This window comes from Phytopseudomonas dryadis, from assembly GCF_004327355.1.
GTDB lineage: Bacteria > Pseudomonadota > Gammaproteobacteria > Pseudomonadales > Pseudomonadaceae > Aquipseudomonas > Aquipseudomonas dryadis.
The window spans coordinates 12,776-30,099 of record NZ_QJUM01000029.1; the positions used below are offsets into that span (position 1 = coordinate 12,776).

Sequence of the window (17,324 nt, forward strand, 5' to 3'; positions counted from 1 at the left end):
GCGGCCTTCATCTGCCTTGCGAATAGTCAACAGCTCCTAGTCACAGGCTTCTCTTTCTATATTCGGGATTCAGGCATGGTCGCTATTACCCTCACACCCAAAGTCAAACACCTGGACAAACTCCTCGCGCACTGTCACCGCCGCCGCTACACGGCCAAGAGCACCATCATCTATGCCGGTGATCGCAGTGAAACGCTGTTCTTCATCGTCAAGGGCTCGGTCACCATCCTCATCGAAGACGACGACGGCCGCGAAATGATCATCGCCTACCTCAATCCCGGCGACTTCTTCGGCGAGATGGGGCTGTTCGGCAAGGAAGGCTCGGAAAAGGAACGCAGTGCCTGGGTGCGCGCCAAGACCGAGTGCGAGGTGGCGGAACTCAGCTATACCAAGTTCCGCGAACTGACCCAGCAGGATCCGGACATTCTCTTCGCCCTGGGCACGCAGATGGCCGAGCGCCTGCGCAATACCACGCGCAAGGTCGGTGATCTAGCGTTCCTCGATGTCACCGGACGGGTCGCCCGTACTCTGCTCGACCTGTGCAAGCAGCCCGACGCCATGACCCATCCCGATGGCATGCAGATCAAGATCACCCGTCAGGAAATCGGGCGTATCGTCGGTTGCTCGCGGGAAATGGTCGGCCGTGTCCTCAAGGCCCTGGAAGAACAGGGCCTGGTACACGTCAAAGGCAAGACCATGGTGGTCTTCGGTACCCGCTGAGGCCCGCCAGGTCACTCGGCCGGCCCGGCGGGCCGGCTCTATCCCCTCAGGCCTTGGCCGTGACCGCCAGCGCCTCGGCTTCGGGCCGCTTGAGCGCGGCATAGACCACACCCGTGACCAGGCTACCGGCGACTATCGCCAGCAGGTAGAGGGCGGCGTGGTTGATGGCGTTGGGGATCAGCAGCACGAACAGGCCACCGTGCGGCGCCATCAGCTTGCAACCGAAGTACATCGACAACGCACCGGTCAGGGCGCCACCGGCGATGCTCGCCGGAATCACCCGCAGCGGGTCCTTGGCAGCGAAGGGTATCGCCCCTTCGGAAATGAAGCACAGCCCCAGTACCCCCGCGGCCTTGCCCGCCTCACGCTCGGTCTGATTGAACTTGCGCCGCGCCAGCACGGTAGCGATGGCCATGCCGATGGGCGGCACCATGCCCGCCGCCATGGTCGCGGCCATCGGCGCGTAACTCTGCGATGCCAGCAGACCAACGGAAAAGGCGTAGGCCGCCTTGTTGATCGGCCCACCCAGGTCGACGCACATCATGCCACCGAGCAACAGCCCGAGCAGGATGGCGTTGGTACTGCCCATGCCATCGAGAAATGCCGTCAGGCCGGCGAGCACGCCGGCGACTGGCTGGCCGACCACATAGATCATCACCAGGCCGGTGAACAGGCTGGCGAACAGCGGGATGAGCAGAATCGGCTTGAGCGCCTCGACGCTCTGCGGCAGCCGCAGCCAGCGGTTCAGGGCGAGGGCGGCATAGCCGGCGAGAAAACCGGCGATGATGCCGCCGATGAAGCCGGTACCCAGGGCGCTGGCGAGCATGCCGCCGATCATCCCCGGCGCAAGCCCCGGGCGGTCGGCGATCGAATAGGCGATGTAGCCGGCCAGCACCGGCACCATCAGGGCGAAGGCGGCCTCACCGCCGATCTGCATCAGCGCCGCCGGTAAGGTCCCCTCCTCCTTGAACGCCTCGATACCGAAGACGAAGGACAAGGCGATCAGCAGGCCGCCGGCCACCACCATCGGCAGCATGAACGACACCCCCGTGAGCAGGTGCTTGTAGGGGCCGGTCTTGCTGCCCTGAGCGGCGCTCCCCTCGCTTTGCGTCCGACTCTCGCCTTGCAGCGGCTTGGCTTCGGCCAGCGCCCGCTGCAGGGTCTGCTTCGGCTGTTTGAGCGCCACCCCGGTGCCGCACCGATAAACCTTCTTGCCGGCGAAGCGCTCGGTCTCGACCTCGATGTCGGTGGCCAGCAGCACCACGTCGGCGGCGGCGATGGTCGCCTCATCGAGCAGGTTGCGCGCGCCGACCGAGCCACGGGTCTCCACCTGCAGTACATAGCCCAGTTGCTCGGCGGCCTGCTGCAGGGCCTCGGCGGCCATGAAGGTATGCGCCACCCCGGTCGGGCAGGCGGTGACGGCGACCAGTCGCGGCTTGCCTGTCGCCGCGGCGGCCTGTGGCGCGACCTGCTCCAGCACCTGCGCCTGCTGCGCCGCCGCGAGCAGGAACCGCTGCGGATCGACCAGCGCTTCGGAGGGCGTGGACTGCAGCACCGGCTTACCGACGAAGCGCTGCAGATCCAGCTCGCCGGTCTTGACCACGACCACCAGCTCGGCCGCGGCGATATCGGCGTCGCTCAGCGGCGAGCCGATGGCCTTGGGGTCATGCACCTCGACCCGGGTCGACCAGCCCAGACGCTGGGCCGCCGCCTCCAGCAGGCGCGAACACAGGACGCTGGTGACCATGCCGTTGGGGCAGGCGGTAACGATCAGCACATTCATTGCAACGACCTCTTGTTATTGTTCACGCCGGCACCACGCTGACCGCCGCTTCCAGGCGCGCCAGCTGTTGCCGGTCATGGATTCCGAAACCGAGTTGGGTCACCGCCTGGGCCGCGACCGCCGTAGCCAGGCGCAAGGTACGCTCTGCCGGCCAGCCACTGAGCAGGCCATGCAGGGTGGCGGCCAGCAGCGAGTCGCCAGCCCCCACGGTGCTCAGCACCTCGACACTGGGCGGCTGGGCATGCAAGGCGATCTGCGGGCCGAGCCAGTCCACCCCCGCGGCGCCACGCGACAGCAGGACATGCTCGACGCCCTGTTCGCGCAGACGCAGGGCGGCGTCCCGGAGTTGCTCCGGCGACGACGGCGATACGCCGCAGGCGTCGGCCAGCTCCTCTTCGTTGGGCTTGATCAGCCAGGGCGTCGCCGCCAGCCCTGCGCGCAGGGCCGCACCGCTACTGTCCAGCACCAGCGGCAGGCCGAGGGCCTTGAGGTGGCGCAGCAGCGCCACGAACCCGTCCAGCTCGACGCCCGGGGGCAGGCTGCCGGCCACCACCACGGCCTCGTGGCCGGCGGCGATCTGCTCCACCTGCTCGAGCAATTGCGCCTGATGCGCGGCATCGACCTGCGGCCCCGGGCCATTGAGGTCGGTGACGCGCCCGTCACGTTCGGCCAGCTTGATATTGCTGCGGCTTTCCCCCGGCACCCGGACGAAGGCGTCGATGAAGCCACGCCGGTCGAACAGCAGCTCGAAGGGCGCCGCATTGGCCGTGCCGAGGAAGCCGCTGACGGTGACCTTGTGGCCGAGATCGGCGAGCACCTGGGCCACGTTCAGGCCCTTGCCCGCGGCATGGCTGCTCAGCCCCAGGCTGCGGTTCACCGCGCCGGGCCGCAGGGTTTCCAGGCTGACGGTGAGATCCAGCGCCGGGTTCAGGGTCAGGGTGAGAATCCGCGCCATCAGTGTGTCTCCTCGACCAGGGCGCGAACCGCCGCCGCGCTGTCCAGCGCCAGGGCCTGCTGCGCGAGCGCCTGGCTATGGCGCCAGTCCAGCTCGCGCACCCGCGCCTTGACCAGTGGGATACTGCGCGCCGATACGCTCAGTTCGTCCACGCCGAGACCGACCAGCAGCGGTACGGCGAGCATGTCCCCGGCCAGTTCGCCACAGACGCCGACCCACTTGCCTTCGGCATGGGCGGCGGCGACGGTCATACCGATCAGGCGCAGTACTGCCGGATGCAGGCCGTCGGCCTGCGCCGACAGCGTCGGATGGCCGCGGTCGATGGCCAGGGTGTACTGGGTCAGGTCGTTGGTGCCGATGCTGAAGAAATCCACCTCTTTGGCCAGCACCGGCGCCAGCAGCGCCGCCGACGGCACTTCGATCATGATCCCCAGTTGCAGGTCGGCCAGGGGGATCTCCTCGCGCAGGCGCAGGGCCATGTCGCGCGCCACGCGCCACTCCTCGACCTGCCCGACCATGGGGAACATGATCCGCAGCGGACGGCCTTCGGCGGCGCCGAGCAGCGCCCGCAGCTGGGTTTCCATGATGTCCGGCCGCTGCAGGGTCAGGCGGATGCCGCGCACGCCGAGAAAGGGGTTCTCCTCTTCCGGCATCGGCCAGTACGGCAGCGGCTTGTCGCCACCGACATCGAGGGTACGCACCACCAGCGGGCGCCCCGCCAGGGCGTCCAGCACACGGCGGTACTCGGCCTGCTGGGTGTGCAGATCGGGGGCCTGGGGATGATCCATGAAGACCAGTTCGGTCCGCAGCAAGCCGACGGCCTCGGCACCGAGCTCGACCGCCGCGGCGGTTTCGCCACTGGCGCCGATGTTCACCGCCACTTCGACGGCGTGCCCGTCAGCGGTTCGCGCCGGCAGCAGCCGTTCGCCATGGGCCCGTTCGCGGCGCAGCTCACTGGCCTGACGCTCGCGTTCGGCCTGGGCCACGGTCGCTTCGTCCGGCGCCACGCGCACCAGGCCGCGATCGCCATCGAGCAGCAGACGCGTGCCCTGCTCCAGCATCAGCAATGCTTCGCCGCCACCGACCACGCAGGGAATGCCCAGGGCCCGGGCGATGATCGCGCTGTGGGCGGTGGCACCGCCGCGGGCGGTGAGGATGCCGGCGACACGCTGGCGATCGAGGCTGGCGACGTCCGAGGGGCCGACCTCGCCCATCACCAGAATGTAGGGTTCTTGCGGCTCGGCGGGCGCCTCGACGCCACAGAGATCGGCCAGCACCCGGCGCCCGATGTCACGCAGGTCAGCGGCACGCTCGGCCAGCAGGGCATCGTGCAGGGCCTCCTGCTGCGCGGCAGCCGCCTCGATCTCGTCGATCCAGGCGGCCTGGGCACTGGCCCCCTGGCCCAGGCGCGCCTCCACATCGTCACGCAGGGCGGGATCGCGCAGCATCGCCTGGTGGGTGACGAAGATGTCGCGCACGCTGGCTTCGCTGCTGCGCTCGACCAGCGCCTGGATCTGCGCGTCGACACGCTGCACGGCGTCCTGCAGGCGCTGGCGCTCGATGGCGACGCCCTGGCCCTGGGCCGGGTAATCGAGTCGCGGCATACGGCGGACGAAGGCCGGCCCCATGGCGATCCCCGGCGAAGCGGCGACCGCCTGGAGACGCGCGCCGGCCTGGGGGGGCTCGAGGGCCGCCGCCGCGGCGCTGGCGACGCCGCCTTGTTCGCTGTCCGACTGCGCCGGAGGCAGTGCCTGCACCTCTTCGCCCAGCCCCGACAGTACCACCGCCTCGATGGCCGCCAGGGCCGCTTCGGCGATCGCCGGCTCGGCGCTGAACTCCAGTTCCTGCCCGCGCCGCGCGCCCAGCGCCAGCAACTTGCTCAGGCTCTTGGCCGACACCGCGGAAGTGGCGCCATCGGCCAGACGCACGCGGATATCGCCGTCGAAGCCCTGGGCGACCTCGCTGAGTACCTTGGCCGGGCGCGCGTGCAAGCCGTGGGCATTGGCCAGGGTCATGCGCAATGCCGGCCAGTCCGCCGGCACCTCGCCGCCCAGCGCTTCGAGCACGCTACGGCTGGTGGTGGCCTGGGCGAAGGCATCGCCATGGCCTTCGATCAGCAGATCACAGAGGCGCTCGAGCACCTGGCGATGGCCCTCGCCGAGACAGGCCAGGCAGAACAATCCGGCCAGGGGCTGACCCTCATGCTGCAAGGGGCTGCTAGGCGTGACGAACGCCAGGCCGGGCCGCGCCACATGCTGCTCGCTGCTCAGCCACCACAGGCCGTTGCCCAGCGGCAGCGGGTCATTGTGCACCAGGCTGGCGGCAAAGCCGGACTCGCTGCAGCCGGCCTTTTTCAGCAGCCGGGCGCCCTGCCAGGCGAGTTCGTCGAGATCGTCGGCGGCGACGCCAAGGCCGATCAACTGGCTGTCCAGCGCCAACTCCTGGGGCGCCCCCTGCAACAGCGCCAGGATGCTCTCGGCATCCGTGGCTTCACGCAGTGCCTGGCTCAGGTCGCCCTCGCCCAGCGCCCGGGTGAGCAACTGCAGCAGGCGCAGGTGTTCGTCGGAACGGGCGGCAATGGCGATGGCCAGGTACACCCGTTGCCCGTCGCCCCAGTCGACGCCCTCGGGAAACTGGATCAGGCGCATGCCGGTCTGGAACACCTGGTCGCGGGTTTCCGGCGTGCCGTGGGGAATGGCGATGCCTTGCCCCAGATAGGTCGAGCCCTGCCGCTCGCGCGCCTGCATGCCGTCGAGATAGCCCGGGGCGACCAGGCCATCGTCGCTCAGGCTGGCCGCCAGAGCCGCCAGGGCGCTGGCCTTGTCGACGGCGCTGCGGCCCATCTGTATTTGCGAAGGGTGCAATTCGAGCATTGGGCTTCTCCTCTGCCAGACAGGCCAGCGACAAAATTCTTGTTAGCTTAGTCGACTCATTTGCTGAATCGTTTCATCAAGCACTGGAACGTTACCTGATAATGAGTGATCCTTGAAGCCTGATCGCCAAGACCTTCGGCCAGGGAATACCATTCCCGGCGTCCTCCGCCTGGCGGAACGCCGCCCGGCCTGGCGCGATTTTGCGCAGCAACGCGGCTTGCGCCGAAACGTCAACAGACCCTGGATATTGCTCTTGAAACTCAGCGACATCGCTCGTCTGGCCGGGGTCTCCCTGACCACCGCCAGCTACGTGATCAATGGCCAGGCCGCCAGGCGGCGCATCAGCGCCGCGACCGTGCAGCGGGTACTCGATGTGGTCGAGCACCATGGCTATCGCCCCGATCAGCAAGCGGCGGGGCTGCGCCGCGGCCAGAGCCGCTGCCTGGGATTCGTGCTGCCGGATCTGGAGAACCCCAGCTACGCGCGCCTGGCCAAGTTGCTCGAACAGCGCGCCCGGGCAGCCGGCTACCAATTGCTGATCGCCAGTTCCGACGACGACCCGACCAGTGAACGGCAACTGCTCGAACTGTTCCGCTCACGCCGTTGCGATGCGCTGATCGTCGCCAGTTGCCTGCCCCAGGATGCCCCGGAATACCGCCAGTTGGTGGCGGCCGGCACCCCGGTGATCGCCGTCGACCGGGCGCTGGACCCGGCCTATATCCATTCGGTGGTCAGCGACGATCGCCAGGCTGGCGCACAGCTCACCGAAAGTTTGCTCGACTCGCAACCGCGCCATGTGGCCCTGATTGGCGCCCGCCATGAACTGCCCATCAGCCAGGCCCGCGAACAAGGCTTTCGCGATGCGCTGCGCGGTTTTGGCGGCACGCTCAGCATCAGTCACGGCGAACAGTTCAGCCGCGCCTGGGGCTACCGGCAGATGAGCGCCCTGCTGGAACGGGGCGAATCGCCTGACGCCATCGTCACCACCGCCTATGTGTTGCTGGAGGGTCTGCTCGACGCTCTGCACGAGCGCGCCGACCAGGATTTCAGCCAGCTGCGCCTGGCGACCTTCGGTGATGCCCAGCTACTGGATTTCCTGCCACTGCGGGTCAATGCCATCTCGCAACAGCACGAACGCATTGCCGAGCGGGTCTTCGCCCAGGTGCTCGCCGCCCTGGATGGCGGCGACTACCAGCCCGGCCTGGAGGCCATTCCCCGGATACTCAAGAAGCGCCACAACTGAAGCAGCCGGTCAGCGGGCATTGCCCTGGCGCATCTGTTGCAGCAGCACGGCACACTCGTTGGGTTGCTCGCCGCTCGGCGCGACCAGGGCGAGCAGCCCGGCGGCCGGGGCGACGAACGCCCCCAGGGCCAGCATACCGGCACCACGCAAGGCCAGCGGCACCGCCTTGACCCCGGCATCGGGATTCTTGAAGGTGCCCTGGACATACAACGGCGAACGCAGCGAGAAAATGCGCAGGCCTTTGGATTGCGGGGTAATCGTCAGGTCGAGGCGTTCATTGCCGAAGTTGACCGTGCCATCCACCCCGATCAGGGCGTTTTCCGTATCGACCACCAACAGATGCGGCGTCAGCAGCCCCTGCTTGATATCCAGGTTGGCGGCGGCGCAGTTGATCTCCACCTCCTCGTCGCCGAACAGCCGGCCGACCAGGTAGTTGCCCACGTTGAGGCCGGCGATTTCCATCAGGTTGCGGCTGACCCGGCCGTCGTTGATCAGCAGCTTGACCTCGCCATTGGCGCTGCCCAGCAAGGTGGCGACCGAATTGCCGGTACCGCTGATGCTGGCATCGCCATTCAGCGCCCCCAGGCTGCTCTGCATGACCTCCACGCTGGGGAACAACTGGCGCAGTTTGAAGTTGCGCGCACTCAACTGGGCCTGCGCCTTGAGCGGCGTGCCACGCCCGTCGAGACGCAAAGTGGAGTCCAGGCGCCCGCCCGCGACGCCGAAACGCAGGGGTTCGAGGCTGAGCTGGCCTTCGTTGAGCACCACATGGGTGAACAGGTCGGTGAAGGGCAGGTCCTCGCTGTGCACGATGCGCTTGCCAGTGAAGCTGACATCGGCATCCATGTCGCGCCAGCGCTCGGTCTGGAAGGCCTCGACCGGCAGCACCTTGTCGGCGGGCTGCACGCTGGCGGCGCCGCGCTCCTTCTTCTCGGCATTGGAGTCGGCACCGATCAGCGGCGCCAGGTCGGCGAAGCGCAGCTGGTTGGAGACCAGGCTGCCGGAGAGCTTGGGCCGCGGCTCACGGGCGACGAAGGTCAGGTCGCCATGGATATCGCTGTCACCGATGCGGCCATTGAAGCCCTGGTAACGAAACAGGGCGCCGTCGGGATCGTTCAGTTGCGCACTGAGCCGACCATCGGTGGAATAAGCCGGCGTATCCGGCAGGGTGACGCCGGTCAGCGGATACAGGTTGCCCAGGCTGCTGCCGGACAGGCGCAGGCGCAGATCGAGGGCGCCCAGGTTCTGCGGATCGGTGAGGGTGCCGGCCACCTGCATGCGCGTGGAGCCGGCACGGACATCGGCCTGCAAGGGGAACGGGCGGCGCGCGTCCTGCAGCGCCAGCAATCCGCCGATCTTGCCATTACCACTGAGCGCCTGGCCCTTGTAGCGGCCCTTGGCCTGCCAGGCGAAGGCGTAATCCTGTGGCGTGACGTCCTCCTCGGCAGATTCGGCGGCGGTGGCCTTGCCGACGATTTCATCGAAAGGAATGGGCTCGCCCAGGGGGTCGACCAGCACCTCGACGCTGGCTTGCAGGGTCTGGTCGTCGAAGCGGACCCTGGCCCTGTCGAAACCGATGGTGCCGATGTCCAGCGTCCAGGGTGAGGCCGGCGCCTTGCCATCGTCCTGGTTCTGCTCGCTGTCGCCCAGGTCGAACGTCCAGTTGTCGCGGCCATCGGCCAGGCGCTCGAGAGCGGCATCCGCGCCGGTCAACTGGATACGCGGGATGTGGACGGTCTTCCACAACAGCGGCAAGGGCGACAGACGCAATTCGACCCGCTTGAGGCTGACGAAATGCTCGCCCTTGGCCCACTCGGGGTTGCCCAGTTGCAACTGCTCGGCGGACACGTGCGGCCAGGGCAGCCAGGCGCGCAAGCCCCCCTCCTCCGGCTCCCGCTGCCAGACCACGGCCAGGTTGCCTTCGATGGCGAAGGGACGATCGAGCGCTTCGGAGACCTTGGCATTGAGCGTGGGCTTGACCAGGTTCCAGTCGAACAGCACCAGAAACAGCATCAGAGCCGCCACCAGCAACAGCAGGCTCGCCACACACCATCCCACTACCTTACGCAGACGCATCATGCGAATGACCCTTTCATCTGACGATCCCCACAACCGCCATCCATACCTGTTCTGACTGGCCTTAGCGATAAATGACTCACAGAATGTTGGAAAACCGCCGCCATATGCCCGAGTCTGTAGCTCACGTTCACAGGATCGACAGATCGCCATGCAACTGATCGACACCCACACCCATCTGGACTTTCCCGACTTCGATGCAGACCGTGACGCGGTGCTCGCCCAGGCGCGCGCACGCGGTGTGAACCGGCTCGTGGTGCTCGGCGTGTACCTGGACAACTGGCAACGCCTGTGGGAGCTGGTACAGCGGCACGATGGCCTGTACGCCGCCTTCGGCCTGCACCCGGTGTACCTCGAGCGACATCGCCCCGAGCATCTGCATGCCCTGCGCGACTGGCTCGGCCGCCTGCACGGGCAGGACAAGCTCTGCGCGGTGGGCGAATTCGGCCTGGATTACTACCTCGGCGATCTCGACCGCCAGCGCCAGCAGGCCCTGTTCGAGGCACAACTGCAGTTGGCCGAGGCGTTCGAGTTGCCCGTGCTGCTGCACGTGCGCCGCGCCCATGCCCCGACCATCGCCGCCCTGAAGCGCTTCAGGCTGCGGCGTGCCGGCATCATCCATGCTTTCGCCGGCAGCCACGAGGAGGCGCGCGAATACCTGAAACTGGGCTTCAAGCTGGGCCTCGGCGGCGCCCCGACCTGGCCCCGGGCCAGACGCCTGCGCCAGGTCATCACGCGCCTGCCGCTCGATGCCGTGGTACTGGAAACCGATTCGCCGGACATGGCGCCTTCGATGCACCCCGACGGGCGCAACAGCCCCGTCCATCTGCCGGATATCTGCAGCAACCTGGCCGAGCTGTTCGGCGTCTCCGCCGAGCAACTGGCGACGGCCAGCAGCCGCAACGCGGCCCGGGTCTTCGGCTGGCAAGACCCGGCCTAGCAGGCCGCTGAAAAACGTGGGCGAGGCAGCCGATGCGAGGCAAAAACAGGCGAAAAAGCGGAATTTACGTGCTGTAAATGAGCATTTTTAGCCTGTTTTTAACGAAGCAGCGGCAACGCAGGTAGTTTTTCAACAGCCTGCTAGACGCGGAACGCACCGATCAACTGCTTGAGCCGCGCGACCAGAACCGACAGCTCACGGCTGGCCTGTTCGGTCTGGCTGGCGCCTTCGGCGGTGAACTCGCCGGCCTGGTTGATCTCGACGATGTTCTGATCGATGGCATGCGCCACCTGGGTCTGCTGCTGCGCGGCCACGGCAATCTGCTGGTTCTGCCCGACGATCTCGCCGATCGCGCCAAGAATGCTTTGCAGCGACGCCTGCACCTTGCCCGACTCCGCCACCGTGCCTTCAGCCAGTTGATGACTCACGTGCATGGTCTTCACCGCATCGGCGACACCGCCCTGCAGCCTGTCGATCATCACCTCGATCTGCTCGGTGGATTGCTGGGTGCGCCTGGCCAGGTTGCGCACTTCATCGGCCACCACGGCGAAGCCACGCCCCTGCTCACCGGCCCGGGCCGCTTCGATGGCCGCGTTGAGCGCCAGCAGGTTGGTCTGCTCGGCGATGCCCTTGATCACCTCCAGCACCTGGCTGATCGAGGCGCTGTCACTGGCCAGGCGGTTGATCACCTGCACCGACTGATCGATCTCTTCGGCCAGGCGACGAATGCTGACGACCTGTCGCTCCACCAGTGCGCGCCCGCTGATGCTGTCCTGATTGACGCCCTGGGCACTGTGCACCGCGGCCCCGGCGTTGCGGGCGACCTCCTGGGCGCTGGCCGCCATCTGGTTCATCGCCGTCGCCACCTGCTCGATGCGCCCACGCTGCCCGGACACCGCCTGGCTGCTGTCGGCCGAGACCCCCTGCACCCGTCCGGCCTGCCGTTCCACCTCGAGCACGGTCTGCCCGACCCGCTCGATCAGGTCATGGATCTTCCTCACGGTCTGGTTGAATACCTGGCCCAGCTCACCCAGCTCATCGCGACTCTGCGCGCTGAAGCCGGCGGTCATGTCGCCGGCCGCGACCCTGTCCATCACCACGCCGAAATCTTTCAGGGTACGCCGCGTCGACACATAGAAAGCGCCATACAGGTAGCCGATCAGCAGGAAAACCAGCACCAGCGCCGTGACCAGCCAGCCCATCTGCACCCGGTTGTCCTGCAGACGCTGCTGCAAGCGCTGCTCGAGGAAGCCCAGCAGCGCCTCGTTGAACAGGTAGGTCTTGTCCATCAGCGCGCTGATCTGGTCGTAGAACTGCTGCCAGGGCATGTCCAAGGTATCGGCCACCACCAGCCGATCCTCGAGCAGATGGCCCGCCTCCTGCAGCGAAGCCTGACTGGCCAGGCCCGCATCGAGCAGCGCGGCACGGGCGGCGGGGCTGGCATTGAGCGCTTCGCTCAGCTCGAGGCCGTACTCGGCGTGCTGCTTTTCCGCCGCCAGCAACAGGTTGTCCAGGATGGTGCTGGCGGACGAATTGAGATAGCCCAGGCCAAGGGAATAGGCCCCCACCGCGCGCCCTTCGCTGAGCAGTTCGGTGACACGCGGCGTGAACACGGTCAGCAGACCGGCCAGTTGCCTGACCTCGGCCTGGCGATCCTGGCTCAAGCCCGCCTGATTGAGCAGCAGACGGGTGAACACCTGCGCGTCGGCCAGCAGCTTCTCCGCCAGCGCCAGCTTGTTCTGCAGGGATGATTCGTCGCCCGCGGCCTGCAAGGCGACGAGCATGGCATCCCGCTTGGCGCTGAACGCCTCGATCTGCTCCTGCTCGTGAGCCACGGCCTGCCAGCCCTGCAGACGCGCCTGCAACTGCTGGATCTGCGCTTCCAGATCGCCTGCCTGGCCGGTCTGGCCGATCATCGCATCGACTTCGATCAGGTCGCTGTAACGCTCCAGGTCACGCCGCAGCATCAGGGCCGAGCCCAGCAGGTCGAGACTGTCCAGCGCGGACTGGGTGACCACGAACTGGCGGTAGGCATCACGCACCAGATAGAAGTTGCTGACCAGCATGGGCAGGAAGAACAGCACGCTGATCAGGCTGAATTTCTGGCCGAAGCTCAGCCGGTTCATCAGGGCGATGGCGGGATACAACAGGTGTGTCACAGACGTCTCTCCACTTATTATTATGGTCTGCTGGGTCGATCGACGTGGCGATCGACACCTGGCTACGGCGCCTTGTATACCTCTTATCGACCCGGGTCTCTGTAACTAAAGGTTAAGCGAGCAGAGACGCGCCCGCCGGAGAACGCCCAGGCAGGTCGTTCCCCAGCAAGCATCACCAGCTCGATTGGGACAGGGAGGAGAAGCCGGGCCGGCGCAGAAGCCCGGCCCGGCTGTTGAACAGGCGCGCTGTCGAATACGGCGCCTCGGTGCGGCAGGTCAGCGCCAGGCGCAGGCAGGCTGCCGCTGAAAAACCGCCGGCTAGAAGAACAGCGTCCAAAGAGCGAAGGCGGCGTACCAGAAGATCGCCGCGCGAACCAGCAACTGCCAGAGACCATCGAGGCTGGCGACCCCGGATTCGCCGAGTTGCGGCGGTGGCGTTTCACTGGCGGCGCGCGCCACACCGACGGCCAGTTGCGCCGCGGAGATATCCCAGCTGAGCAGCTCATGCAGCAGGGCGCGGCTCACCGCGACGAAGTTGCCCACCAGGGCGAAGCTGGCCGCCAGCACCCGCACCGGCAACCAGTCGAAGGCATGCCGCAGCTGGCCGGCGCGCTCACGCAAGGCGTCGGACAGGCCATGCTCGACCAGCAACGCCAGCAGGCGATAGGCCAGCGCCGCCAACGGTCCCAGCAGGGCATACCAGAAGATCACCGCGAAGAAGCTCTGATAGGCCTGCCAGACCATGTACTTCTGCACGTTCTGCAGCAACGCGGGCTCGCTATCGGCGTCCACCGCCAGGTCACGCCGGGCGACCAGGTAGGCGGCCTCGCTGTCACCACGCCGCCAACTGTCCCGGAACGGCCCCAGAGCGGCCAGCAGGTCGCCTCTGCCGAGGCTGTAGATCACCACCAGCAGATGCACCGGCAGCGCCAGCCAGCCATAGGCCAGTGGCTCGAGCACGGCCAGCAGCAGTGCCAGCAGCAACAACGGCACGCCCACCAGCAGCGCGACCGCCAGCCAGGGCTGATCGGCCGCGGTGCCGCGCCGCTCCAGCCGGGCCAGGGCGCGCAACCAGGGGCCGTCCTGCTGGATACGCGCACGCCAGGCCGAGAATTTCTCGACCCAGAGCACCAGCAGCAACACCAGGAAACTCATAGTGCCTCCTTTTCTTTCATCAATGCCGCACGCAGGCGCGGCCAATCGAACGCGGGCCCCGGATCGGTCTTGCGCCCCGGGGCGATATCGCTGTGTCCGCAGATCCGTTCCAGAGTGATCGCTGGATAGGCCCTTTGCAACACGCGGGTCAAGTCAACCAATGCGACATATTGCGCATCGGTAAATGGCAGTTCATCGGTGCCCTCGAGTTCGATACCCAGGGAAAAGTCATTGCAGTTCTCACGCCCATCGAACCGTGACACGCCAGCATGCCAGGCACGGTCGAGGCAGGAGACGAACTGGGTCATGGCGCCATCGCGCTCGATCAGAAAGTGCGCCGACACCGTCATCGCGGCGATAGCGGCGAAATACGGATGGGCATCGGGTTGCAGGCGGTTCTCGAAGAAAGCCTGTACCTGCCCCGTGCCGAACTGCCCGGGCGGCAGGCTGATGTTATGGATCACCAGCAGGGATATCTCGCCCTGCGGGCGCTCATTGAAGTTGGGTGAAGGGCAGTGGCGAATCCCCTGATACCAGCCGCCTTCGAGCTGCTTGTGCATGTGGGCTCCTCGAACGAGCGCACACTCTAGGGGCTGTTACCGCTGCATCGCAAGCCGTGGCGCTCCGTAAGCCAGGGCAATCGCGCTATGGCGTCTTGTGTGAAAGACACTCGATGAAAAGCGCTGGAGGCTGGAGGGCTGAACGAGAAACCTCTGTTTTCCTGCCTGCTCGGGCTGCTTTTCGCTAAGCCTCCAGCCTTCCAGCGCTGTTTTCGGCTCGGGCTCCTGCTCCGCTCTACCTCCTGCATCCATGCAGTCGTCGGCGCTTCGAGCGTGTAGCGCAATTGCCCTGCTCCGTAAGCCGCTGCAGCAGGAGGAAGAGATGCCGGACCCGGCGATCGGGCGGGTGACGCAGGTGGGGGCATGCAGCGAACGGACAACGCCGCGGCCAGGCTGGCCGCGGCGATCAGGCGCCCTTGAGGCGGCGCAGGTTGCCGATCACGGACTCCAGCGCCCGATCGAACAGCAAGGCGTCGTCCAGCAGGCGCACGGCATTGCGGCGGAACTCGACGGCCAGGCCCATGCGGGTTTTCTCCAGCACTTTCATGCCGGTGCGATTGACGAAGATGAACTTGCCGGTCGGCTTGATGATCGCCGCCAGCTTGCAACGCAGCTTGTGCTCGTCATCCTCCTGGAACTCGACCCAGCTACCGACCCGCAAGGCGTCCACCTGCAGCAGCGCCTCGTCGTCATCGGCGAGCACCGGCTCGTCTTCCTCGGAACGCGTCTGCCCGGGCGCCAACAGGACGATTTCCTCGACCACTTCGACCATGGTCGCGGCGCTTGCTTCCTCCTCCGGCGGCAACTCGAGCAACGGCAGCTCGATGCCGACCTCGGACAATGCCGTGCGCTGCACCTCGTCGAACTCGTTCGGGTCGGCCTTTTCCAGATCGGGCACAGCCCGCTTGAAGCGCTGGAAGGCCTGCACATGCAGCACCTCCAGCTGAGCGAAGAATTCACTGGTGGAGAACGGGTCGAAGGCGGCGCTGGCCATGCCTTCGCGCAGCGCCTTGAGCAGCCCCGGAACCAGTTCGAGCAGGCGTAGCCGGGCTTCGGGATCCTCGTGCGGCTCCACGCTCCAGACCAGATCGTCCATGGTCGCCATGGCCGCGTGCCATTGCTCGGAATCGACGCCGTGCTTGAGGCAGGTCAGCATCAGCACCTTGCTCCAGGCTTCCCGCAGCAGGCGCACCACCACTTCCGGCAACGTCCTGCCCAGCAGGCGCTCGTTCAGGGCCTGCTCCACCTGGCGGCGAGCCATCTCGGCGCGCGCGCTGCCTTCTTCGGCGTCGCGGGTGCGCTGTTCGAGCAATTCACTGCGCCGACGCTCATCGCCGGTGAAGGCCAGGAATTCGGCCAGCAGCTCGGAGAAGATCGCCGGATCGTCGGTAAAGTCGTTGAGCAGGCGCTGCACCACCTGTTCGATCTTCTGGTACAGGCTGTCGCGCTGCGCATCGTCCTGCTCGCCCCAGCCCATGGCTGCCGAAGCGATTTCATTGAGCAGGCGTCGCGCCGGATGGCTGCCGCGACTGAAGAAGGTCTTGTCGAGTACCGCGACCTTCAGCATCGGAATCTGCAGACGGGCGATCAGCGCCTTCAGCGAGTCCGGCAGGGTACGGTCATCGAGGATGAATTCGAACAGCATCGACACCAGGTTGATGACGTCTTCGTCGACCTCGCCGACCACCCGCGCCTTGCCACTCTTGGCACTGGCGCGGGCGAGCAGTTGTTCGAGCTGGTCGCGCAGGTCGAGATCCATACCGACCTGCATCGGCGCCCGCTGCTGCATATGCGACAGCAGACGCATCAGGTCATTGGTGGAAATCGGCAAGGCGTTGGCCGGCGCCTGGCGCCGCTCCACCGCGCCACCACCGCGTGCCTGGGAGAGCAGTTCCTGCAGCGCGCCGAATACCTCGCGCATGCCCTCGTCGGCGTACTCGCCGGCAGATTCATCGGGCGCATCGTCGTAATCGTTGCGCGGCGTCGCCTGACGCTTCGGCGTACGCCGCAGCGGAGCGGATTTCAGCTCGGGCAATACCCCGGCTTCGACCAGCGCGGCGTTCGCTTCGCTGTACAGCTGGTCGAGGCCGCTGAGCACATACTTTTCGAACAGCTTGAGGATGATCAGCTTGACCTTGATCTCGACCCCCAGGCCGCTGCAGGAGTCGAGGAACAACTCACTGAGCGAGACCGGGCCGAGCGGATTGGATTTGTCGTCGAGCTTGCGGCTGACCATGACGTTGAGGCGCGTGGTCAGATGGCTGAGTGCCATATGGTCGCGGCTCATGACCTTGGCGACCATGGAGTCCAGGGCGACGGTCTCTTCGAGTTCGTCGTTCTGCACCAGCGACAGGCTGTCGAAGGACACCGCGTCGAGCGAAGGCGCCTTGCCGATTTCGTACTGGTTCAGGGTCGAGAAGGTCTCGAAGACCTTCTGCAGGAAACCGCGCTCGATACTCTTGCGCTTGAGGCGCAGATCGCGCATGGCTTCGAAGAAGGCGTTCTGTTCGGTGTTGCTGGTGGCCCGGTCGGCCATGTCGAACAGGGTGTCGTCGGCGTTATCGAACAGGGCCTGCAGGGCTTGCTTGAGCTGCGTGGCAGCCTTGTCACGTACCTGAATCAGCGCCACAGGAAGTTTCCCGCCCGTCGAGTGGGTCGGTTGCGCAGAGACCACCTTGTTCAGATGCACCACGTTTGCATCGGTTTTCATCACGATCTCCTGCGCACAACGCTGGTCAGTCAACCCGTTCAGAGCAAGTCAGCAGAGCAAACATCAAATAGGGGCGTCATCCTAACGTCAAACACATGGCGTCAATACTTCCATGCTCGAACATTATAGGAATGCCATCGGGGTTACCAA

At 66.2% G+C, this 17,324-nt stretch carries 11 protein-coding genes; 3 read left to right on the forward strand and 8 right to left on the reverse strand.

Features of this window, described 5'->3' with window-relative positions:
• Positions 1-75 precede the first annotated feature (75 nt).
• Positions 76-720, forward strand: coding sequence for a cAMP-activated global transcriptional regulator CRP (gene crp / locus DNK34_RS20575; protein WP_131177149.1), 645 nt, complete (start codon positions 76-78; stop codon positions 718-720).
• A gap of 46 nt (positions 721-766) precedes the next feature.
• Here the strand turns inward: crp and DNK34_RS20580 are convergent, their stop codons facing one another.
• Genes DNK34_RS20580 through ptsP form a run of 3 tightly spaced genes read right to left on the reverse strand, consistent with a single transcriptional unit; the run spans position 767 to position 6,331 of the window.
• Positions 767-2,503, reverse strand: coding sequence for a fructose-specific PTS transporter subunit EIIC (locus DNK34_RS20580; RefSeq protein ID WP_131177148.1), 1,737 nt, complete (start codon positions 2,501-2,503; stop codon positions 767-769).
• 22 nt (positions 2,504-2,525) lie between these two features.
• A complete protein-coding gene (gene pfkB, locus DNK34_RS20585) occupies positions 2,526-3,458 on the reverse strand; it encodes a 1-phosphofructokinase (RefSeq protein ID WP_131177147.1) in 933 nt (310 codons plus the stop codon).
• A complete protein-coding gene (gene ptsP / locus DNK34_RS20590; RefSeq protein WP_131177146.1) occupies positions 3,458-6,331 on the reverse strand; it encodes a phosphoenolpyruvate--protein phosphotransferase in 2,874 nt (957 codons plus the stop codon). The genes pfkB and ptsP overlap by 1 nt, the downstream gene beginning before the upstream one ends.
• A 253-nt stretch (positions 6,332-6,584) precedes the next feature.
• On the opposite strand from ptsP, the gene cra reads away from it, so the two are divergent.
• Positions 6,585-7,574, forward strand: a complete 990-nt coding sequence (cra, locus tag DNK34_RS20595; RefSeq protein WP_131177145.1) for a catabolite repressor/activator — start codon at positions 6,585-6,587, stop codon at positions 7,572-7,574.
• Positions 7,575-7,583: 9 nt separating this feature from the next.
• Here the strand turns inward: cra and DNK34_RS20600 are convergent, their stop codons facing one another.
• Entirely contained in the window at positions 7,584-9,653 is a 2,070-nt protein-coding gene (locus DNK34_RS20600) for an AsmA family protein (protein WP_131177144.1), read from the reverse strand.
• Positions 9,654-9,801: 148 nt separating this feature from the next.
• Here DNK34_RS20600 and DNK34_RS20605 point away from each other — a divergent pair, with 148 nt between their 5' ends.
• Positions 9,802-10,590, forward strand: a complete 789-nt coding sequence (locus DNK34_RS20605; RefSeq protein ID WP_131177143.1) for a TatD family hydrolase — start codon at positions 9,802-9,804, stop codon at positions 10,588-10,590.
• Between the two features lie 140 nt (positions 10,591-10,730).
• Here the strand turns inward: DNK34_RS20605 and DNK34_RS20610 are convergent, their stop codons facing one another.
• The 4 genes from DNK34_RS20610 to DNK34_RS20625 all read right to left on the reverse strand — a co-directional run bounded on the left by DNK34_RS20610 (position 10,731) and on the right by DNK34_RS20625 (position 17,174).
• Entirely contained in the window at positions 10,731-12,749 is a 2,019-nt protein-coding gene (locus tag DNK34_RS20610; RefSeq protein WP_131177142.1) for a methyl-accepting chemotaxis protein, read from the reverse strand.
• Positions 12,750-13,067: 318 nt separating this feature from the next.
• Positions 13,068-13,904, reverse strand: a complete 837-nt coding sequence (ampE, locus tag DNK34_RS20615; RefSeq protein WP_131177141.1) for a regulatory signaling modulator protein AmpE — start codon at positions 13,902-13,904, stop codon at positions 13,068-13,070.
• Positions 13,901-14,464 (reverse strand): 1,6-anhydro-N-acetylmuramyl-L-alanine amidase AmpD, encoded by a 564-nt coding sequence (gene ampD, locus DNK34_RS20620; RefSeq protein WP_131177140.1) that lies wholly within the window; start codon positions 14,462-14,464, stop codon positions 13,901-13,903. Before ampD ends, ampE begins: the two co-directional genes overlap by 4 nt.
• A 406-nt stretch (positions 14,465-14,870) precedes the next feature.
• Positions 14,871-17,174: a DUF1631 domain-containing protein gene (locus DNK34_RS20625; RefSeq protein WP_131177139.1), complete on the reverse strand. Its 2,304-nt coding sequence runs from the start codon at positions 17,172-17,174 to the stop codon at positions 14,871-14,873.
• Between the last annotated feature and the right edge of the window lie 150 nt (positions 17,175-17,324).